Annotated in this window: 18 protein-coding genes; 7 read left to right on the forward strand and 11 right to left on the reverse strand. The window is 62.9% G+C overall.

The genetic code is table 11. The annotated features are described in order from the left end of the window. The first annotated feature begins 57 nt into the window (after window positions 1-57). Window positions 58-2,133 (forward strand): PAS domain-containing sensor histidine kinase, encoded by a 2,076-nt coding sequence (locus tag F3K02_RS02560; RefSeq protein ID WP_177132994.1) that lies wholly within the window; start codon window positions 58-60, stop codon window positions 2,131-2,133. A 48-nt stretch (window positions 2,134-2,181) separates the two neighbouring features. Next, the gene (locus tag F3K02_RS02565; RefSeq protein WP_343066955.1) at window positions 2,182-2,997 is read left to right on the forward strand and encodes an SDR family oxidoreductase; all 816 of its coding nucleotides are present in this window, start codon (window positions 2,182-2,184) and stop codon (window positions 2,995-2,997) included. A 48-nt stretch (window positions 2,998-3,045) separates the two neighbouring features. Here the strand turns inward: F3K02_RS02565 and ccoG are convergent, their stop codons facing one another. Beyond that, window positions 3,046-4,479: a cytochrome c oxidase accessory protein CcoG gene (ccoG, locus tag F3K02_RS02570; RefSeq protein ID WP_177132995.1), complete on the reverse strand. Its 1,434-nt coding sequence runs from the start codon at window positions 4,477-4,479 to the stop codon at window positions 3,046-3,048. 398 nt (window positions 4,480-4,877) lie between these two features. Between ccoG and F3K02_RS02575 the strand changes: the two genes are divergently transcribed. Next, window positions 4,878-5,168, forward strand: a complete 291-nt coding sequence (locus tag F3K02_RS02575) for a co-chaperone GroES (RefSeq protein ID WP_068174446.1) — start codon at window positions 4,878-4,880, stop codon at window positions 5,166-5,168. 45 nt (window positions 5,169-5,213) lie between these two features. Next, window positions 5,214-6,860 carry a chaperonin GroEL gene (gene groL / locus F3K02_RS02580; protein WP_177132996.1) on the forward strand — a complete coding sequence of 549 codons (1,647 nt, stop codon included), beginning with the start codon at window positions 5,214-5,216 and terminating at the stop codon, window positions 6,858-6,860. 204 nt (window positions 6,861-7,064) lie between these two features. On the opposite strand, the gene tal is transcribed toward groL, so the two are convergent. Next, window positions 7,065-8,006 carry a transaldolase gene (gene tal, locus F3K02_RS02585; protein ID WP_177132997.1) on the reverse strand — a complete coding sequence of 314 codons (942 nt, stop codon included), beginning with the start codon at window positions 8,004-8,006 and terminating at the stop codon, window positions 7,065-7,067. A 70-nt stretch (window positions 8,007-8,076) separates the two neighbouring features. Between tal and F3K02_RS02590 the strand changes: the two genes are divergently transcribed. Further along, window positions 8,077-8,925 carry a MurR/RpiR family transcriptional regulator gene (locus F3K02_RS02590; protein WP_177132998.1) on the forward strand — a complete coding sequence of 283 codons (849 nt, stop codon included), beginning with the start codon at window positions 8,077-8,079 and terminating at the stop codon, window positions 8,923-8,925. Window positions 8,926-9,176: 251 nt separating this feature from the next. Here the strand turns inward: F3K02_RS02590 and F3K02_RS02595 are convergent, their stop codons facing one another. The 6 genes from F3K02_RS02595 to F3K02_RS02620 form a co-directional block, all read right to left on the reverse strand. Next, the gene (locus F3K02_RS02595; RefSeq protein ID WP_246309105.1) at window positions 9,177-10,268 is read right to left on the reverse strand and encodes an ABC transporter ATP-binding protein; all 1,092 of its coding nucleotides are present in this window, start codon (window positions 10,266-10,268) and stop codon (window positions 9,177-9,179) included. After that, the gene (locus tag F3K02_RS02600; RefSeq protein WP_177132999.1) at window positions 10,265-11,263 is read right to left on the reverse strand and encodes an ABC transporter ATP-binding protein; all 999 of its coding nucleotides are present in this window, start codon (window positions 11,261-11,263) and stop codon (window positions 10,265-10,267) included. Before F3K02_RS02600 ends, F3K02_RS02595 begins: the two co-directional genes overlap by 4 nt. Before the next feature lie 6 nt (window positions 11,264-11,269). After that, window positions 11,270-12,181, reverse strand: coding sequence for an ABC transporter permease (locus F3K02_RS02605; protein WP_177133001.1), 912 nt, complete (start codon window positions 12,179-12,181; stop codon window positions 11,270-11,272). A 142-nt stretch (window positions 12,182-12,323) separates the two neighbouring features. Continuing rightward, complete coding sequence (locus F3K02_RS02610; RefSeq protein ID WP_177133003.1) at window positions 12,324-13,901, reverse strand: ABC transporter substrate-binding protein; 1,578 nt, start codon at window positions 13,899-13,901, stop codon at window positions 12,324-12,326. 37 nt (window positions 13,902-13,938) lie between these two features. After that, a complete protein-coding gene (locus F3K02_RS02615; RefSeq protein ID WP_177133005.1) occupies window positions 13,939-15,165 on the reverse strand; it encodes a M20 aminoacylase family protein in 1,227 nt (408 codons plus the stop codon). A 1-nt stretch (window position 15,166) separates the two neighbouring features. Beyond that, window positions 15,167-16,147 (reverse strand): ABC transporter permease, encoded by a 981-nt coding sequence (locus F3K02_RS02620; protein ID WP_177133007.1) that lies wholly within the window; start codon window positions 16,145-16,147, stop codon window positions 15,167-15,169. 615 nt (window positions 16,148-16,762) lie between these two features. On the opposite strand from F3K02_RS02620, the gene F3K02_RS02625 reads away from it, so the two are divergent. After that, window positions 16,763-17,104 carry a ComEA family DNA-binding protein gene (locus F3K02_RS02625; RefSeq protein WP_177133010.1) on the forward strand — a complete coding sequence of 114 codons (342 nt, stop codon included), beginning with the start codon at window positions 16,763-16,765 and terminating at the stop codon, window positions 17,102-17,104. A 93-nt stretch (window positions 17,105-17,197) separates the two neighbouring features. On the opposite strand, the gene F3K02_RS02630 is transcribed toward F3K02_RS02625, so the two are convergent. Together F3K02_RS02630 and F3K02_RS02635 are read right to left on the reverse strand one after the other, a co-directional pair. Continuing rightward, a complete protein-coding gene (locus F3K02_RS02630; RefSeq protein WP_177133012.1) occupies window positions 17,198-18,124 on the reverse strand; it encodes a porin in 927 nt (308 codons plus the stop codon). Window positions 18,125-18,411: 287 nt separating this feature from the next. Continuing rightward, complete coding sequence (locus F3K02_RS02635; protein ID WP_177133014.1) at window positions 18,412-19,365, reverse strand: porin; 954 nt, start codon at window positions 19,363-19,365, stop codon at window positions 18,412-18,414. A gap of 308 nt (window positions 19,366-19,673) precedes the next feature. Between F3K02_RS02635 and coq7 the strand changes: the two genes are divergently transcribed. Continuing rightward, window positions 19,674-20,318: a 2-polyprenyl-3-methyl-6-methoxy-1,4-benzoquinone monooxygenase gene (gene coq7, locus F3K02_RS02640; protein WP_177133016.1), complete on the forward strand. Its 645-nt coding sequence runs from the start codon at window positions 19,674-19,676 to the stop codon at window positions 20,316-20,318. 28 nt (window positions 20,319-20,346) lie between these two features. Here coq7 and F3K02_RS02645 read toward each other — a convergent pair whose 3' ends face one another. Next, window positions 20,347-20,796 (reverse strand): OsmC family protein, encoded by a 450-nt coding sequence (locus tag F3K02_RS02645; RefSeq protein ID WP_177133018.1) that lies wholly within the window; start codon window positions 20,794-20,796, stop codon window positions 20,347-20,349. Window positions 20,797-20,876: the final 80 nt, after the last annotated feature.

Below are 20,876 nucleotides of genomic sequence, written 5' to 3' on the forward strand. Positions count from 1 at the left end.
ATATGAACGGTACAGAATTGAACCGCTGTGCATCGCAACGACCTGGAGCTTTCAACCATGGATATCACTGTCGGCCTGGACCCGAACGACCTCGCCAACCCTGAACTTGAGCGGTTGGTGGCCCAGCGCACCCAGGAGCTGGAGCGCGCACTGGCACGTGCCCAGTCGCTCTACGAGCAGGCACCCAGCGGCCATCTGTCGCTGGACGCCGAGCTTCGCCTCGTCAACATCAACCAGACGCTGCTGAACTGGCTGGGCTATGCGCGCGAAGAAGTGATCAACGAACTAGATCTGTTCGCGCTGATCGACCCCTCGTGGCGCGGTCTGCTGCAGACGCGCATGGAGTCGCTGAGGCAATCGGGACGCACACTGCCCATGGAGATCGAGGTGCAACGCAAAGACGGCACCCGATTCCACGCCTTGTTCTCGTCGACCGCTGTCAACGACGAGCACGGCACCTTCCTGCACACCAACACCACCGTGCTCGACATCAGCGATCGCAAGGCCGCTGAACAGCGCGTGGCCGCTCACGACGGCTTCCTGCAGACCATCACCGACCGCATCCCGGTGCGGCTGGCCTACTACGACAAAGACCTGATCTGCCGTTTCTCCAATTCCGCGCACGCACGCCGCTACGGCAAGATGCCCAGCGAACTGGTCGGCACCCACCTGAGTCAGGTGGTGCGCGCCGAGCTGATGCCCGAGATCCTGCCGCACTTTGCCGAGGCACTCAGCGGTCAGCCGCAGAACTTCGAAGCCGAACGCCAGGCCCACGACGGCACCACCAGCTTCTATGAAATTCACTACATCCCCGACTTCCAGCACGGCATGGTCGAAGGCATCTTCATCGAAATGCACGACATCAGCGAACGCCGGCGCATTGAGGAGTTCGTGCTCGAAGCCAACCGCGATCTGGAAGAACGGGTGCGCGAACGCAGTGCCGAGCTGTTCCAGAGCGAGCAGCGTTACCGCCTGATGGTCGATGCGATACAGGACCACTGCATCTACTTCGTGGACGAAAACGGGGCGGTGACCGAGTGGACCGAGAGCGCCCAGCGCCTGCACGGCCATTCCCGCGCCCAGATGCTGGGCGAACCCTACACGATGCTGCTGGCCACCGACAACGCCGGCGAGGACGAGGTGAATCCGGAACAGGTCTTGCGCCTGGCCAAATCCCACGGTCAATGGGAAACCCGCGGCTGGCGGCTGCGCGACGACGGCTCGCGCTTCTGGGCCCACACCGTGCTGACCGCGCTGCGCAACGAAGCGGGTGAGCTGCAGGGGCTGTCCAGCATCACGCGCGACATGACCGCGGCGAAGAGTCTGGAGGACGTGATGAACGACCTCAACCGCGAACTTGAAAAGCGCGTGGCCGAGCGCACCCAGCAGCTGGTGGCGGCCAACAAGGACCTCGACGTGTTCTCGCACATGGTGTCGCACGACCTGCGCGCACCGCTGCGCCACATCGCCAGCTTTGTCAGCCTGCTGCAGGAGCAGATGGGTGAATCCAGCGACAGCCTGGCGCTGCAATACCTCAACTCGATTGCCAAGGCCAGCAAGCGCATGAGCATCATGATCGAGGGCCTGCTCGAATACGCCCGGCTCGGGCGGGTGACCATCGAGGCACAGCCGGTGCCGCTGGCGCCGCTGCTCAACGGCGTGATTGCCCACCTGAAGCAGGAGAATCCCCATCGCTCAATCGAATGGGTGGTGGAGGAAGACCTGCCGGTCGTGCGCGGCGATGCGATGTTGCTGGCCGAAGTGTTCAGCAACATGCTGAACAACTCCGTGAAATACACCCGCACCCGCGAACACGCCCGCATCGAAATTGGCTGGAAGGTCAACCCGGTGGGCGGACGCACCTTCTTCATCCATGACAACGGCGTGGGTTTCGATCTGGAAAAAGCCCACAACCTGTTTGTGATGTTCCAGCGGCAACACCACTCCATGGACTTCGAGGGCAATGGCACTGGCCTCGCGCTGTCCCAGCGCATCATCGAGCGCCACGCCGGCCGCATCTGGGCCGAAACCGCTCCCGGTGAAGGCTGCACCTTCTACTTCACCCTGCCTTTCGAGGGTCTGGAACACGAGCTGGACTTTCCCAAGTCGTCACTCGCGGAACTGGCGATCTGACGGCGCGCGATCCTGAAACCGACGGGTTCACGCCACCATAATGGGTGCGTGAACCCAGCCGATCCCACCGCGATTCCCCTTCCATCCGTGCAGCGCCTGTTCGCCCTGCATGGGCAAACCGCCATCGTCACCGGCGCCAGCCGTGGCCTCGGGCTGTCCATGGCCTGCGCTCTGGCGGCCCATGGCGCCAACGTGTGGCTCAATGGCCGCGATCCCATGAGCTTGCAGTCCGCGGTGGCCCGCTGCAACGACGCCGGTAAGGGCAACGGTGGCAGCGCCCACCCGCTGCCCTTTGACGTTGGCGACGAAGCCGCCGCCACCCGCGCCGTCTCACTGGTGCTGGCCACCACCGGCCGCATCGACATCCTGGTCAACAACGTCGGCCAGCGCCGACGCCAGCCCATGACCGAACTGCCTGCCCAGGCCCTGCGCGACCTGCTCGAAACCAACCTGGTTGCCGCCTGGCACCTGTGCCGGGAAGTCGCGCAACCGATGCGCGCCCAAGGTCGGGGTCGCATCATCAACGTGACCTCCATCGCCGGCCCCATTGCCCGCGCCGGCGACGCCGCCTACACCACCAGCAAGGGCGGCCTGGAAGCCATGACCCGCGCGCTGGCCGCTGAACTCGGGCCCGAGGGCATCAACGTCAACGCCATCGCACCGGGCTACTTCGCGACCGAAACCAACAGCGCGATGCAGCAAGACGCCCAGACGCTGGCCTGGCTGCGCCAACGCAGCTCACTCGGGCGCTGGGGGCAGCCCGATGAAATCGCCGGGGCGGCCGTGTTCCTGGCGAGTCCTGCGGCCAGTTACGTCACTGGCCAAGTGCTCGCGGTGGACGGCGGCTACCTCGCTCACTTCTGAGACCGGTGACTGGCCGTCCCCACAACAGACTGCCCGGCCCAGACGGTGTCAGCGCGGCACCAGGAAAACCGATTTTTCGTCGAGCTGGATCGCCGCCTCGGTGGTCGACTGCAGCTTGAACACGATGGGGTGCGAACCACTGGACGCACCCGGTGGCACCTGCACCCGCACAGCCAGGGTACGCACCTCGGTCGGCAACACCTCCACCCTGGCTTCGGAAGCGATCACGATGCCGTCCATGCCGTCCACGCCCAGTTGCACCACCTGTTTCGCTTCGGTGGCGTTCATGATCTGCAGCCGGAACACGTTCTCGATGCGGCCCTGCTCGACCATGCGGGCGAGTGCGCCACGGTCCCGGATCACGTCCACCTTCATCGGCACGCGTCTGTAGAGGCTCACACCGACGGCGATGGCGATGGCGGTCAGCACCGTGGTGTAGATCAGCACCCGCGGGCGCAGCGCCCGGCGGATGATCTGCGCCTTGTCCCAGCCACCGGTCATGGCGTTTTGCGTCGAGTACTTGACCAGGCCGCGCGCATAGCCAAATTTGTCCATCACTTCGTCGCACACGTCAGCACAGGCACCGCAACCGATGCACTCGTACTGCAAACCCTTGCGGATGTCGATGCCGGTGGGGCAGACCTGCACGCACAAGGTGCAATCCACACACGAACCCAGGCCCTTCTCCTTCGGATTCACCTTCTTGCCGCGCGAACCACGCGGTTCGCCGCGGGTGGTGTCGTAGGTGACGATCAGGGTGTCCTTGTCAAACATGGCACTCTGGAAGCGCGCATAGGGGCACATGTATTTGCACACCTGCTCGCGCATGAACCCGGCGTTGCCGTAGGTGGCAAAACCGTAGAAGAAGATCCAGAAGGTCTGCCAGGCGCCCAACGAACCGGACACCACGTCAGCCGCCTGACCCCGAATGGGGGTGAAGTAGCCGACGAAAGTGAATCCGGTCCAGAGCGCAAACAGGATCCACGCGGTGTGCTTGACGGCCTTGCGGCCAGCCTTGGCGCCTGACAGCGGCGCCTCGTCCATCCGGATGCGGGCCGAGCGATCGCCCTCGATTTTTTTTTCAATCCACAAGAAGACCTCGGTGTAGACCGTCTGCGGACAGGCGTAGCCGCACCACAGGCGCCCGGCCACGGCCGTGAACAGGAAAAGCGAGAGCGCCGCCATCACCAGCAAACCGGTGAGGTAGATGAAATCCTGTGGGTAGAGAACCAGCCCACCCAGGTAGAACCGGCGTGACAGCAGGTCAAACAGGATGGCCTGGCGGCCGTTCCAGTTCAGCCAGGGCAGACCATAAAAGACGATCTGCGTGACCCACACCATGGCCCAGCGCCAGCGGGTGAAGAAGCCCGAGACCGAGCGCGGGTGGATTTTCTTGTGCGACTCGTAGAGCGAAACCTCATGCTCGCTGGGCTCGTCCTCGGGCACGGGGCCCAGGGGCTGGTTGGCGGTGGTCGTGGACATAGGTGCTTTCTTGCGGGTGCCGCTGTGTGGGGTGTCTGGCGCCGAACGCCAGACTGGTGTGCGCACCGGCCCCTGTTCCAAGAACCGTGCCAGTCCATGAAATCACCAAGAATCAAGGACTTGCAGCACCCGCTGAACAATTTTCGGATCTGGAAATTCGGTAAAACTGCCAGATTCGACAGTTAAACGCCAGATATGACATCAGTTCATGAGACCCCCTGGACGGGGATAAAACCGATGCGCCCCTTGAAATACCACCGAAGCGCCCTTATCATTAGCACTCGCTGGAGTGGAGTGCTAACACTTTGCTCCAAGTCGATCAGCGGCCATACCCGACCCTCGCGGTCGGTCTTGACCGACTGACCCAACCCCTCATCCGTTCAATCTCAGGAGATGCAATGAACCTTCGTCCTCTCGCCGATCGCGTGATCGTCAAACGTATCGACAGCGAAACCAAGACCGCTTCCGGCATCGTCATCCCCGACGCCGCTGCTGAAAAGCCCGACCAGGGCGAAATCCTGGCCGTCGGTCCCGGCAAGAAAAACGACAAAGGCGAACTGTCTGCCATGAACGTCAAGGTCGGCGACCGCGTTCTGTTCGGCAAATACAGCGGCCAGACCGTCAAGGTCGATGGCAACGAACTGCTGGTCATGAAAGAAGACGACCTGTTCGCAGTCGTCGAGAAGTAATTCTTCTCTCATCCATCCCCATTTACTGAATCCGGAGAAATCAACATGGCAGCAAAAGACGTCATTTTCGGCGGCGAAGCCCGCGCACGCATGGTCGAGGGTGTGAACATCTTGGCCAACGCGGTCAAGGTCACCTTGGGCCCCAAGGGTCGCAACGTGGTGCTCGAGCGCTCGTTCGGCGCCCCCACCGTGACCAAGGACGGTGTGTCCGTGGCCAAGGAAATCGAACTCAAGGACAAGCTCCAGAACATGGGCGCCCAGATGGTCAAGGAAGTCGCTTCCAAGACCTCTGACAACGCCGGTGACGGCACCACCACCGCCACCGTGCTGGCCCAGGCCATCGTGCGCGAAGGCATGAAGTACGTGGCCGCCGGCATGAACCCGATGGACCTGAAGCGCGGCATCGACAAGGCTGTGGAAGCCCTGATCGAAGAGCTGAAGAAGGCCTCCAAGGCCACCACGACCAGCAAGGAAATCGCCCAGGTCGGCTCCATCTCCGCCAACTCCGACTCCAGCATCGGCGACATCATCGCCAATGCCATGGACAAAGTGGGCAAAGAAGGCGTGATCACCGTGGAAGACGGCAAGTCGCTGCAAAACGAACTCGACGTCGTCGAAGGCATGCAGTTCGACCGCGGCTACCTGTCGCCCTACTTCATCAACAACCCGGAAAAGCAAGCCGCCCTGCTGGACAACCCCTTCGTGCTGCTGTACGACAAGAAGGTCTCCAACATCCGTGACCTGCTGCCCACGCTGGAGCAAGTCGCCAAGGCCGGCCGTCCGCTGCTGATCATTGCCGAAGACGTCGAAGGCGAAGCCCTGGCGACGCTGGTGGTCAACACCATCCGCGGCATCCTGAAGGTTGTCGCCGTCAAGGCCCCTGGCTTCGGCGACCGCCGCAAGGCCATGCTGGAAGACATCGCCATCCTGACCGGCGGCAAAGTGATCGCCGAAGAAGTCGGCATGACGCTGGAAAAAGTGACCCTGGCCGACCTGGGCTCGGCCAAGCGCATCGAAGTGGGCAAGGAAAACACCACCATCATCGACGGCGCCGGCGCTGCCGCTGACATCGAAGCCCGCGTGAAACAAGTGCGCGTGCAGATCGAAGAAGCCACCAGCGACTACGACCGCGAGAAGTTGCAAGAACGCGTGGCCAAGCTGGCCGGCGGTGTGGCCGTGATCAAGGTCGGCGCTGCCACCGAAGTCGAGATGAAGGAAAAGAAAGCCCGCGTCGAAGACGCCCTGCACGCCACGCGCGCTGCGGTGGAAGAAGGCATCGTGGCCGGTGGTGGCGTGGCCCTGCTGCGCGCACGCCAAGCCGCTGGTGTCATCAAGGGTGACAACGCCGACCAGGACGCCGGCATCAAGCTGGTCCTGAAGGCCATCGAAGCGCCCCTGCGCGAAATCGTGGCCAACGCCGGTGGCGAGCCGAGCGTGGTGGTCAACGCCATCCTGGCCGGCAAGGGCAACTACGGCTTCAACGCCGCCAACGACACCTACGGCGACATGATCGAAATGGGCATCCTGGACCCGACGAAAGTGACCCGCACCGCGCTGCAGAACGCCGCTTCGGTGTCCAGCCTGATGCTGACGACCGAGTGCATGGTTGCTGAATCCCCGAAGGATGACGCACCTGCCATGGGTGGTGGCGGCATGGGTGGCATGGGCGACATGGGCGGCATGGGCATGTAATTGCGCCTTGCCTGAGACGCCATGCCGGCGTTGCAAGGGTTTGTCGTGGCGCTGCCACTGTCTACCCCCTTGCGCCTTGGCCTGGCGCCTCATGCTGCGTCGGATTGCATCACTGCACGCTGACGAAATCCCAAGAAAAAACCCCGCGAAGCGATTCGCGGGGTTTTTTCATTGATACCCCCAAACGAGGGGACTTCGGGTGGGTCAGCGCATCATGCCTTCGAGCTTGATCGTGTCCACCACGAACGCGCGGATGCCTTCGGCCAGCTTCTCGGTCGCCATCGCGTCTTCGTTCATCGCAAAGCGGAAACCGGCTTCGTCGTAAGTGACAAAGGGGATGTCCATGGCCTTGGCAGCGCCTGCATCCAGTGCCTTCGCCAGCGGCGCTTCGCTCGCCGCCAGCTGCGCCAGCAGGTCCGGGCTGATGGTCAGCAGGTCGCAACCGGCCAGCGCCGTGATCTGGCCCACGTTGCGGAAGCTCGCACCCATCACCTCGGTGGCGATGCCGTGCTTCTTGTAGAAGTTGTAGATTGCGCGCACCGACTTCACGCCTGGATCGTTCGCGCCCGCCATCGCTGCTTCGTCCCAGCTCGCGCCGGCGTTCTTCTTGTACCAGTCGTAGATACGGCCGACGAAAGGCGAAATCAGCTGCACCTTCGCCTGACCACAGGCCACGGCCTGGGCGAACGAGAACAGCAAGGTGAGGTTGGTGTGGATGCCATCGCGCTCCAGGCGGGCAGCGGCTTGAATGCCTTCCCAAGTGGACGCGATCTTGATCAGCACGCGGTCGATGTGCACGCCCTCGCCCTGGTAAAGATCGATGATGCGACGCGCGCGGGTCACGGTCGCTTCGGTGTCGAAGCTCAGGCGCGCGTCCACCTCGGTCGACACGCGACCGGGGATGTGTTTTAGGATCTCGCAGCCGAAGCTCACGAGCAGGCGGTTCATCACCTCGTCCAACCCTTGGGCACCGTATTTCGCCACCGCCTCCTTGAGCAGGTGGGCGTATTCGGGTTTCTGCACCGCCTTCAGGATGAGCGACGGATTGGTGGTCGCGTCGCGGGGCGAGAAGGCTGCGATCTGGTTGAAGTCCCCGGTGTCGGCGACCACGGTGGTGAGCTGTTTGAGTGCGTCAAGCTGGTTCATTTCGCCATTATCGGGTGTAATAAGGTTTCACGATCTCCATGTAACCTGTTTCGTAACCCGATTGTTCCTCATGCTCGACCGCATCAAAGCCTCCCTGCCTTCTCTGGCACCCGCCGAACAACGGGTGGGCAAACTCGTGCTGCTCGATCCACGCAGTTTTGCCAGCCTGCCGGTGTCCGAGCTGGCCGAACGGTCGCACGTGAGCAAACCGACTGTGGTGCGCTTCTGCCGCAGCATGGGCTACGACGGCCTGTCGGACTTCAAGCTCAAGCTGGCCGGCACGGTGAGCGAGGGTGTGCCCTTCATCCACCGCAGTGTGGACGTGGACGACAAGGTGGGCGACGTGCTGGTCAAGGTGATCGACAACACCGTGGCGGCGTTCCTTAAATACCGCAACGACGCGTCCACGCACTCGATCGAGAAGGCGGTGGATGCGCTGCTGGCCACCTACAAGAACCGGGGCCGCATCGAGTTCTACGGCGCGGGCAATTCGGGCATCGTGGCGCAGGACGCGCAGCACAAGTTCTTCCGCCTGGGCATCAACGCCATCGCCTACAGCGACGGCCACATGCAGGTCATGAGCGCCTCGCTGCTGGGGCCGGGCGACTGCCTGGTGATCGTGTCCAACTCGGGCCGCACGCGCGACCTGATGGACGCGGCCGACATCGCCCGCAAGCACGGCGCCACGGTCATCGTGATCACCGCCAGCGGCTCACCACTGGCGGCAGCGGGGCACATCCACCTGTCGGCGGACCACCCCGAAGGCTATGACCGCTACAGCCCCATGACCTCGCGACTCATGCACCTGATGGTGATCGACGTGGTCGCCACCTGCCTCGCACTGCGCATCGGGGGCAGCAAACTGCAGCCGCTGCTGAAGGAAATGAAGAACAACTTGAGAAGCAAGAGATACGCTTGACCGTGCGCGTTGAGGGCTGAACATTCCCCCCTGCGCCGCTGACGCGGCTTCCCCCAGAGGGGGACGATGCCTGTGACCCGGCAAAGCCGGTTCCACGGCATCCTTGGGTTTGGAGGCACGTGGGCCGAACAGGCCTGAGGACAACGGGTGTTTCCCGCAGCGAAGTCAAGGAGGAGGCCTGCGCAGCAGGCCGGGGGACATTCGCGGAGGGGAGCGCCCGTTGTCCGAGCCAACACCAACACTTCACCCCGTCAGATCCGGCCTTCTTCGACAGCGTGACACGCCACTCGAACACCGCCAATCGTCTGCAACACCGGCCTCTCATTCCGACACCGCTCATTCACATGAGGGCAGCGCGGGTTGAACGCGCAACCGCTGGGCGGATTCAGCGGGTTGGGCACTTCGCCGGAAACCGGCGTGCGCGCCTTGCCGGTGTCGTGCATCTTGGGAATGGCGTCGAGCAGCATGCGCGTGTAAGGGTGGCGCGGGCTGTCGAACAGCGTGTGCTTGGGCGCCAGCTCCACCAGCCTCCCCAGGTACATCACGCCCACCCGATCGCTCACGTGGCGCACGACCGCCAGGTTGTGGCTGATGAACAGATAGGTCAGACCTCGCTCGCGCTGCAGGTCTTTCATGATGTTGAGCACCTGCGCCTGCACGCTCACATCGAGCGCCGAGGTCGGCTCATCGCAGACCAGAAACTCGGGCTGCGTGGCCAGCGCGCGCGCGATCGAGATGCGTTGGCGCTGCCCGCCCGAGAACTGGTGCGGGTACTTCACGCGGTCGTGCGGCGACAGGCCCACGGAATGCAACAGCGCGTCGACGCGGGCGCGCAGTGCCACCGGTTCGATTTCGATGCCATGCTCGCGCAGCGGCTCGGCGATGATGTCTTCGACCACCCAGCGCGGGTTGAGGCTGGCGTATGGATCCTGGAAGATCATCTGGATGCGGCGGCGCAGTTGGCGCCCTCCCGGCGTCTTGAACGCCGCATGGGCATCCTGTCCGTCAAACTCGAACCCGCCGCGGGTCGGCTCGTACAGCCCCACCAGCAGGCGCGCCACCGTGCTCTTGCCACAGCCCGACTCGCCCACCAGCGCCAGCGTCTCGCCGCGCGGGATGTCAAAGGAAACCCCGTCCACCGCGCGCAGGAGTTGTCGGGGCTGGCGTTCGAGCACGCGGTTGAGCCAGGGCGCCGAGACGTCGAAGGTTTTGGCCAGGTCGGTGGCACGTACCAGCGACGCCTGGGACTCTGGCAAGCCCTCTTGCGAAAGCACGGGTGTCTGCGATGAAGCCAGCTCTGGCTCGTGGCGCAACACCGCTGGATCAGTCTGGTCCGAATTCATGCCGCCACCCCCTGCGCAAGGATCTGCGCCGCGGACGACCCGGCATGCAACCAGCAAGCCGCCCGGGTCACGCCCGCAGGCATCAGATCGGGGCGCTCGGCGTGGCAGCGGTCAAACACCCGGTCGCAGCGCGGGTTGTAGGCACAACCGGCCGGAATCGCATTGAGCCGCGGCATGGCGCCATCGATCTGGTGCAAGCGCTCGCGGTCCACGCTCATGTCCGGAATGCAGGCCATGAGTCCGGCGGTGTACGGGTGGGCCGGGTGGTTGATGACTTCATGCACCGGGCCGATCTCGGCAATGCGCCCGGCGTACATCACCGCCACGCGATCGCAGGTCTCGGCGATCACGCCCATGTCGTGCGTGATCAGCATGACCGCAGCACCCCGGTCTTTGCAGATGGTCTTGAGCAGCGTGATGATCTGGGCCTGGATCGACACATCGAGCGCGGTGGTCGGCTCGTCGGCCACGATCAGCTGCGGCTCGGCCGCCAGCGCCAGCGCAATCACCACCCGCTGGCGCATGCCTCCCGAGAACTGGTGCGGGAAGTGGTCGATGCGCTGCTCGGCCGCCGGAATGCCGGTGTCGCGCAGCAGCTGAATGGCGCGTTTGCGCGCTTCCGACTGATTCACCGGCAGGTGTGTGGTGATGGTTTCGATCAGCTGGCGTCCGACCGAGTACAGCGGGTTCAGCGAGGTGAGCGGATCCTGGAAGATGGCGCCGATCTGGCGCCCGCGTACCTTGCGCATTTCATCGAACGGCAGGTTGTCGATGCGGCGGCCTTCCAGCAGGATCTCACCGGATGCCACACGCCCGGGCGGCTCCAGCAGGCCGATGATGGAAGCGCCCGTGAGCGATTTTCCCGCACCGGACTCGCCCACCACGCCGAGAATTTCGCCGGGCGCGATGTCGAAGGAAATGTCGTCGAGCGCACGCAAGGTGCCCCTTCGGTGGGGAAACTCGACAACGAGGTTCTTGACTTGCAACAGGCTCATCGTGGTTTACCGGAGTCTTGGGTTGAGCGCGTCGCGCAGCCAGTCGCCGAGCAGGTTCACTGAGAGCGCGATCAGCACCAGCATCGCGCCCGGGAAGATGGTGATCCACCACTCACCCGAGAACAGGTAGTCGTTGCCGACCCGGATCAGCGTGCCCAGCGAGGGCGAAGTGGGCGGTGCGCCCACACCCAGGAACGACAGCGTGGCTTCGGTGATGATGGCGGTGGCCACCTGGATGGTGGCCAGCACCAGCACCGGCCCCATGACGTTGGGCAGCACGTGGCGGCGCATGATGCGCAGCGGCGCCACGCCCGTCACCCGCGCGGCCTGCACGTATTCCTTGTTGCGCTCCACCATGGTGGAGCCGCGCACCGTGCGAGCGTACTGCACCCAGCCCGTGAGCGTGATCGAGAGGATGAGCACACCAAAGGCCAGCGAGTCGTGGGCATCCGGAAACAGCGCCCGCCCCACGCCCGCGATCAGCAGCGCCACCAGAATGGCGGGGAACGACAGCATCACGTCACACAGGCGCATGAGAAAGGCGTCCACCCACCCCCCCAGAAAACCCGCCAGCAGACCGAACGCCACACCGATCACCACGGACAGCACCACCGAAGCCAGACCCACCGCCAGCGAAATACGCGCGCCGTATATCAGGGCAGAAAGGATGTCGCGCCCCTGATCGTCGGTGCCGAGCAGGAACTGGGACACACCACCCTCGCTCCAGGCCGGTGGCAGGCGCGCATTGGACAACTCCAGGGTGGCGAGGTCAAACGGGTTGTGCGGGGCCACCCAGGGGGCAAACACCGCACAGAACAGGCAGACGAAGGCGATCGCTGCCGCGACCATGGCGGTGGGCGATGTGCGGAAACTGTGGCCGACATCACTGTCAAGCCAGCGGCGAACAAAGGCAATCAATGTGGGGACTTTCGAGTTCCTTGACACAACCAGGCGGGAGGTCAGAGTGGAAGCCAATCCAGGGCCAGCGCGGAACCGGCTCTGCCGGGCCACTGCTGGCGTCCCCCTGGGGGGAAGCCGCGCAGCGGCGCAGGGGGAAGCCCTACCGGACGCTGATGTATCGGAACGGCATCTGGTTGTCGGCCCGTTGCGTCAACTGCACGTTGTTGGCCACACCCCAGGCCAAGGCCTGCTGGTGCAGCGGCAGATGACCCACGTCGTTCGAGTGCAGGGTGAACGCTTCCTTGATCATGGCGTTGCGCTTGGCCTGGTCGGTTTCAGACTGGATCTTGAGCGTGAGTTCGTCCACCTTCGGGTTGCAATAGGCACCCAGGTTGAACTGGCCCGACCCCTTGTCGTCCACGCAGCGGATCAGTGCATTCAGCACGTTGTGCGCGTCGTAGGTGCTGGGCGACCAGCCCAGCAGGTAGAAACTGGTGTCGCGCTTGAGCACCTTGGGGAAATAGGTGCCCTTGGTTTCCACCTGCAGGTTGACCTTGACACCGATGCGGGCCAGGTTGGCCGCCACCGCCTGGCAGATGGCGCCATCGTTCACGTAGCGGTCGTTCGGGCAATTCATGCCGACCTCGAAGCCGTTCGGGTAACCGGCCTCGGCCAGCAGCTTCTTGGCGGCCTCGGTGTCGTACGGCAGGCGGGTGTTCATGGCGGGATCAAACCCGTTGATGCCCGGGCCCACCAGCAGCGCCGCCGGTGTGGCCGCACCACGCATCACCGTTTTCTGAATGCCATTGATGTCGATGGCCTGGTAGAAGGCCTGGCGCACGCGCTTGTCCTTGAACGGGTTCTTGCCCTTCACGCTGGAATTCAGCAACTCGTCGCGCTTCTGGTCCATGCCCAGAAAAATCCAGCGCAGCTCGGGGCCCTGGAGCACCTTGGCCTTGCCGCTGGCGTTGACGCGTGCCACGTCCTGCACGGGCACCGGCTCCATCACGTCCACCTGGCCCGACAGCAGCGCAGCCACGCGGGTCGAATCGTTGCCAATCGGGGTGTATTCCACGTTGACCACGTTGCCTTCGATCTTGCCCCAGTAGTTGCCGTTGCGCACGAAGCTGGACTTCACGCCGGGCTGACGCTCGCGCAGGCGGAACGGTCCCGTGCCGTTGGCGCGGAACGACGCAGCGTTCTCAACACCTTTGCGGCGGTCCACCGGCCGGGTGGCCTGGTTCTCCTCGCTCCACTGCTTGCTCATGATGTAGAAGAACGACAACACGCCGGGCAGGATGGGAAACGGCGCCTTGGTTTCAAACTCCACCGTGTGCGCGTCGATCTTGCGCACTTCCTTGATGTCGTTCGTGTAGCTCTTCATGTCCGAGCCGTCACCTGACCCACGGGCAAAACTGAACAACACATCGTCGGCGGTGAAAGGCTTGCCGTCATGAAACGTCACGCCCTTGCGCAGCTCGAACCGCCAGACGTTGGGTGAAGTCTGCTTCCAGCTGGTGGCCAGCGCGGGCTCCAGCTGCAGTTCCTTTCCGCGGGTGACCAGGGGCTCGTACACATTGCCCGTCACGCTGAGTTGCAAGGACTCGTTGAGCGAGTGCGGGTCCATCGACAGCGCATCGCCCTGGTTGCCGATGCGCACCGTCTGCGCCTGCGCGGCCCCCAAGGTGGCGAGGGCGGCGGCCACCGCACAGACCGTCAACGTTTGCTTGAACTTCATGAGTCGCTCCTAGGCGTGGTTGGGAAAATGGAAAACATCAGTCGGCGCTGGCCAGCGGCATGCCCTGCTCGATCAGGCCCGCGTGCAGTGCAGCGCCCAGCGGCAGCACATCGTCGTTGAAATCGTAGCGGCTGTTGTGCAGAAAACAGCTGCCCACGCCGTTTTCGGCGCCCTGGCCGAGCCGCAGATAGGCCCCGGGCTTGACCTGCAGCATGAAAGAAAAATCCTCGGCGCCCATGCTGGGCTCCAGGTCGCGGTCCACGTGGTCGTGCCCCAGCAGCTTCTGAGCCACTTCGGCAGCGAACCGGGCCTCCTGGCGGCTGTTGATGGTCGCGGGGTAAATGCGCTCGTAATTCACATGGGCCGCGGCGCCCAGTCCCAACGCCACACCGGAACACACCTCGTGCAGCCGGCGCTCGACCAGGTCCTGAACCTCCGGGTTGAAGGTGCGCACCGTGCCCATGAGCGTCGCCTTGCCCGGCGTCACGCTGAACGCCCCCATGTCGCCAGCCTGCATGGCGCACAGGCTCACCACGGCGCTGTCGATCGCCCGCACATTGCGGGAAACAATGCTTTGCAGCGCCGTGATGATGTGGGCCGAAACCAGCACCGGGTCCACGGTCTGGTAGGGGTGTGCGCCGTGACCACCCTTTCCCGTGATCTCGATCGTGATGCGGTCCGCCGCCGCCATCATGGGTCCGGGATTGATCCCCACCGTGCCCGGGCGCATCTGCGGCCAGTTGTGCATGGCGTAGACCGATTGCACGGGGAAGCGGTCAAACAGACCGTCTTCGATCATGGCCTTGGCACCGGCAAATCCTTCTTCACCGGGCTGGAAAATCAGCACCGCCGTGCCATCGAATTGCCGGGTTTCGGCCAGGTAGCGGGCCGCGCCCACCAGCATGGCGGTGTGGCCGTCGTGGCCGCAGCCGTGCATCATGCCCGGCTTGAGGGATTTCCAGGCAAAGTCGTTGTGCTCCGTCATGGGCAGGGCATCCATGTCGGCGCGCAAGCCGATCATGCGACCGCTCTGGCACTGGCGACCGTGGATCACAGCCACCACCCCTGTTTTGCCGATACCGGTGTGAATTTCATCCACGCCGCACAGCTTGAGCGCCTCGACCACGCGCTGCGCGGTGTAGTGCTCCTCGAAACCGATTTCGGGGTGCGCGTGCAGATCGCGCCTCAACGCAGTGAGCTCGGGGTGGTACGCCGCGATGTGCGCGAACGCGCGGCCATGGGCCTTGATGCGGGGCGCCAGCAAGTCAGTGCCCTCCCGCTTTGTCGGCACGCAGGCGCGGGTCAACGGCGAAATACAGCAAGTCGACGATGAGGTTGATCACCACGAAGATCAGGGCAATCAGGCACAGGTAAGCCGCCATCACCGGGATGTCCGCAAAGGTCACGGCCTGGATGAACAGCAGCCCCATGCCCGGCCACTGAAACACGGTCTCGGTGATGATGGCGAAGGCGATCAGGCCGCCCAGCTGCAGACCGGTGATGGTCATCACGGGCACAAGGGTGTTTTTCAACGCGTGCCCGAAATGCACGGCCCGGTTGGTGAGGCCGCGCGCGCGGGCGAACTTGATGTAGTCGGTGCGCAGCACTTCCAGCATTTCGGCGCGCACCAGCCGCATGATCAGCGTGAGCTGGAAGATCGCCAGCGTGATCGCTGGCAGCGTGATGTGCAGCCAACCTTTGGCAGTCAGCAGCCCGCTGCTCCACCAACCCAGCTGCACCACGTCGCCACGGCCAAAGCTGGGAAACCAACCCAGTTGCACGGCAAACACGAGGATCAGCAAGATGCCGATCAGGAAGGTGGGCAGCGATACCCCCAGCAGCGAGATCGTCATGAACAGCTGGCTGGTGAAGCTGCCGCGCTTGAGCGCTGCGTACACACCCATCGGAATACCCAGCGCCAGCGCCATCACGCCAGCCACCAGCGCCAGTTCCAGCGTGGCCGGCAGGCGTTCACCGATCAACCGCGACACTTTGGCCCCCTGGCGCAGACTGAGTCCGAATTCGCCTTGAACGGCGTTGACCAGGAAATGCCAGAACTGCACCACAAACGGCTGGTCAAGCCCAAGGTCGACGCGGAGTTCGCGAATCTGTTCTGGTGTGGCGTCCTGCCCCAACAGGAAGACGACCGGATCACCCACATACTGGAACAGCATGAAGGCGATCAAGGTCACGCTGACCATCACCACCACAGCCTGCGCCAGGCGCCTGAGAATGAATGCGAACATCTTGTGGGGAAGAAGAGAGGGTCAACCCAGCCGGTGAGCGATACCCTGCCGTCTGACTGAAATCAGTTTACCTTGATGAGGCGCAAGTCCATCCAGTTGTCGGTGCAATGCACCACATCGGTGTTCTTCTTTACGGTCCATGGGATCACCTGATTGATTCGGGGAATGCGGACCCCAACAGCCAACGCTGCTCACCAGAGCATGAGCGGTGTTTTCATTGCTTGACATCTAAATGAATAGCGGTAGCCGCACTATGCAGCAACCGTTCCACTACCCAGAACAGGACTAACCCTAGCGACCCCTGGCCGGACACCGACTTCATCTCCTCAGGTTGGCCCAGCCCGACCCGTTCTATGGCCACGGCTCGTTGGCACAAAACCGGCAAGATTTGCCGGCAAGCTCCATCGATTGGCTTCAGCGTCTCATATATGCAACTATTTAGTTACCATTTCAGGCCCATTCATCCAAGAATCCTCCATATCCCCCAAACGCGGGAGGGACATTCAATGCCGACTCCTCTAAATTTCGCCTAGGTGTGTTTGTTACACGCCAACGTCGCGCTCAGCTCAAACCCGAGCAACAGCGCTTTTTCAATCTGTATCCAGGGAGTTTTGAATGATCAGGAAGATGATGATGACCTTGCTCGCGCTGTTCGCCGCCAGCGCATTTGCCGCCGTTGACGTGAACAGCGCCAGCGAAGCCGATCTCGACAGCATCAAAGGCATTGGTCCAGGCACCTCGACCCGCATTCTGAGCGAACGCAAGGTGGGCAAATTCAAGGATTGGGCGGACCTGATTCAGCGGGTTTCCGGCATTGGCGAAAAACGCGCTGCGAAGCTGTCTGCGGAAGGACTGACCGTCAATGGTGTCGCACACCAGGCCACTTCAGCACCCGTCAAACCCAAGCTGGAGAAAACGGGGACGAAAGCCACTCCAGCCCCTGGAACCGCGCAGTAAGACAGCCCGCTCCATCAACGAAAAAGCCCCCGGGGAGATGTCCCCGGGGGCTTTTGTTCTGTGAATCCATCGGCCTCAGGGCCGCCTGGGAAATCAGAACTTGTGGTTCAGGCCAATAGCGAAGATGTCGGCATCGGTACCCGTTGCCTTGCGGTCTTCAGCACGGAAGCCGGTGTACACCATGGTGCGCTTGGACAGGCTGTAAGCTGCGGCCACACCAAAGGCGCTGTCGCTCTCGGAAGCACCGTCTGCCTTGGAGCTGGCGTAGCCCACGGACAGCGTGAACGCACCCAGGGGAATGTCAGCGCCGAGTTGGTAGGAGTTCACGTCAGCGTCGGCAACGCCGCCAGTGTCTTTGGTCGTGTAGTAGCTGGCGAGCAGCTTGGCGGCGCCCAGATCGTACGAACCGTTGAGCATGGTGCCCTTCTGGCCGACTTCGTTGGTTTCGTAGCCAAGGGCCACAGCCACAGGACCACCGGCGTATTTCACGTGACCAGCGGAGATGCGCTTGGCACCAGCAGGAACGTTACCGGTCAGCTGCGTGCTCACAGCACCGCTGACACCAGCGAATTCAGGCGTGGCGTAGTACAGCTGTGCATCGGCAGCGCCGGTGTAGCTGTTCTGCCAGATCGCGTTGGCCGACAGAGCCGAGTCAAAGCCGCTGTTGGAAGCACCAAAGACATCGTCCATGGCGTTCCAGTTGCGACCCAGCTTGAGGGTACCGAAGCCACCGGCCAAGCCGACGTTGGCTTGACGATCGAACAGCTTGTCGTTGGTCGAACCATCGCCCAAGCTCAGCTTTTGCTCGAATTGGAAGATGGCAGACAGACCGCCGCCCAGATCTTCAGAGCCCTTGAAGCCCAAGCGGCTGGTGTTCACACCGCCGCTGCCGGCAGCAGCCGACTGGCCTTTAACCTTGGCCACGTAGATGTCAGCGATACCGTACAGGGTCACGCTGGATTGGGCCATGGCGGCGCCCGAAGCAGCCAGAACGGCCAGAGCAATCAGAGACTTTTTCATGAGATGTTTCCTTGTTTGAAAAATCCAGTCCCGTATATCGAAACCGGCTGTGAAGCGAAATCACGCTACAAATACTAAACCGCGCTCTCAGCCCCACAAGGGTTTTCCCGCAAAAAACGACCAAGCTTGTTCAAGTTTGTCGGTTTTTTGACACAGCGACATACCTCAGAAGAAACCAGAAGTGAGCCACAAGACCACATGCAACGAACCCACCAATAAAAAACCCCTGCCGGCTGACCGACAGGGGTTTTGATTCGGACCGGTCGCCAGCTCAAGCCGGCGCCAGATCAGAAGTTGTGGCGCACACCCAGAGCCAAGTGGTTGAAGTTCTTGGCGTCTTCACCCTTGCCATCACGGACGATCGCGGCGTAGGTGAAGGTGCGCTTGCTCAGAGCGTACTTGGCTTCAACCAGCAGATCGGTGTCTTTGGCTTCGGTGTCGCGTGCGACATCCAGCGTCAGGGTCACAGGACCCATGGTGGTGCTGCCGCCCAGCGTGAAGCCCTTGGCAACGCCGGAAGGATCCATCACGGAACCAGCCAGCTTGAAGCCGCCGAAGTCGTAGCTGCCGCCCAGCGACTTGCCGGCCTCAGCATCCTGGACCTTGTCGTAGGCGAAGGCCACCACGATCGGGCCGTTGCGGTAGATGGCGTTCAGGTTGTTGCGCGCACGCTCAACACCCGCGACAGCAGGCGTTGTGGCGGTAGCGGCCACGGCGCCCACGACGTTGTTGCCTTTGAGCACGTGAGCAAAGCTGACAGAGAAGCCGGCCATGCTGGGAGATGTGTACATCAGCTGGGCAGAGCTGCGGGTGTTCAGGAAGCCGAACTGCGAACCGACCACCGAGTAGTTGGCGGTGCCGGTCAGTTCCCAGGCAGCGATGCCATAGAACGAAGGCGTCAGGCTGCGGCCCAGACGCAGGTCACCGAAGCCACCGCTCAGGTTCATCCAGGCAGCACGGCCGAAGTCACCAGCGCCAGCGGTGGAGATGGAGCCATCGCCCAAACTGAGACCTTGCTCGAAGTTGAAACCGGCCTTCAGACCGCCACCGAGATCTTCGGTGCCACGCACGCCCCAGCGGCTGGTACCGTTGTTCAAAGCGCCAGCGCTCATCACAGCCGCGGAGGTGTCGGTCGACTTGGTCAGGGCCACGTCGGCCACGCCGTACAGGGTCACGGAAGACTGAGCGAAGGCGGCGCCGGTAGCAGCCACGGCGGCCAGAGCAATCAGGGTCTTTTTCATTAAGAGTATCTCCAAGGTTGAAAAAAGAGGCCGCGGGTCTGATGCCCCCGAGCCAACCTCCGTTTTGGAAGCTGAATCGATTGCACCAGAATGCACTGCCCGCCGCCATGCTCACAGGGCTGACTCTGGGTAAACCCTAAGGCTTCTGTTGTTCCCTGACAACAGACTCCCAGACCGCCCACACATTCCACCAAGTGCCTTGATGGACAGTCTGTTTTGATGTCTGACAGACTGACGCCTGAAGGCCAACCCGCCTTGATCCTCGAGGCGAGAACCACCGTCACGCTGCCGACTTTGGAGAAACACCCATGTCCCTGGATCCCTTGCTGAACGCTACCGATTCGGCACTGCGCACGCTGTTCGTGCCCCCGCGCGCTTCACGCGCCTGCCCCATCCTGCCCGAACGCGGCGATGTCGATCTGGGGGACGCCGACCGGCGGCTTTCAGGCGCGCTGATGCGGGTGAACCACGTGGGCGAGGTTTGTGCCCAGGCGCTGTACACCGCCCAAGCGCTGGCCGCTCGCATGGGCGGTGCAACGACCAATGAAATGCTGGCGCGACAGCTGGAAGCCGCCGGACGGGAAGAAACGGACCACCTGGCCTGGACCCGGGAGCGGCTGGACGAACTGGGTGCTCGCCCTTCTTTGCTGAATCCGCTCTGGTATGCGGGTGCTTTTGGACTGGGCTTGCTGGCAGGGCGCTTTGGGCCAGGCGTGAGCCTGGGCTTTGTGGTGGAGACAGAGCGCCAGGTGGAAGCGCATCTGGCGAGCCACATGGACCGCCTGCCTCCCGATGATCAGGCGTCAAGGGCCATCGTGGCTCAAATGAAGGACGACGAAGCACGCCACGCCCGCGATGCCCAACACGCGGGTGCCACCGAGTTGCCAGAACCCGTCAGGGGCCTGATGCGGCTTGCCGCCCGTGTGATGACGACGGTGGCGCATCGGATCTGAGCGCCTGAAACCCCCTTCAGCGTGGGTCTCAGGCTTCCAGCACGTCGAAACCGGTGGTGATTTCCGCCGTCTTGCCCAGCATGATGCTGGCAGAACAGTATTTGTCGTGGCTCATGGCAATGGCTCGCTCCACCGCCGCGGGCGGGATGGCCTTGCCGGTGACCGTGAAATGCATGTGGATTTTGGTGAAGACCTTGGGATCGGTCTCGGCCCGTTCGGTGCTGAGCTTGACGCTGCAGCCCCGAACATCGTGGCGGCCACGTTTCAGGATCAGAACCACGTCGTAGGCGGTACAGCCACCCGTGCCTGCCAGAAGTGTTTCCATGGGCCGCGGCGCCATGTTGGCCCCGCCATTTTCAGGTTTCGCGGCGTCTGGAGCACCGTCCATCGCCAACACATGACCACTGCCGGTTTCCGCCACAAAACCCATGTGCGATCGGGTGCCGGTGGCGCCGGTCCAGGAGACGGTGCATTCCATGAAGCTTCCAGATGTGAAATAAACGACGATTTTTGAATCTGCTCCCTAAAAAGGAGCAAATTCAGGATTCAGGATGTTGC

The organism is Hydrogenophaga aromaticivorans, from assembly GCF_013387465.1.
Taxonomy (GTDB): Bacteria; Pseudomonadota; Gammaproteobacteria; order Burkholderiales; family Burkholderiaceae_C; genus Hydrogenophaga; species Hydrogenophaga aromaticivorans.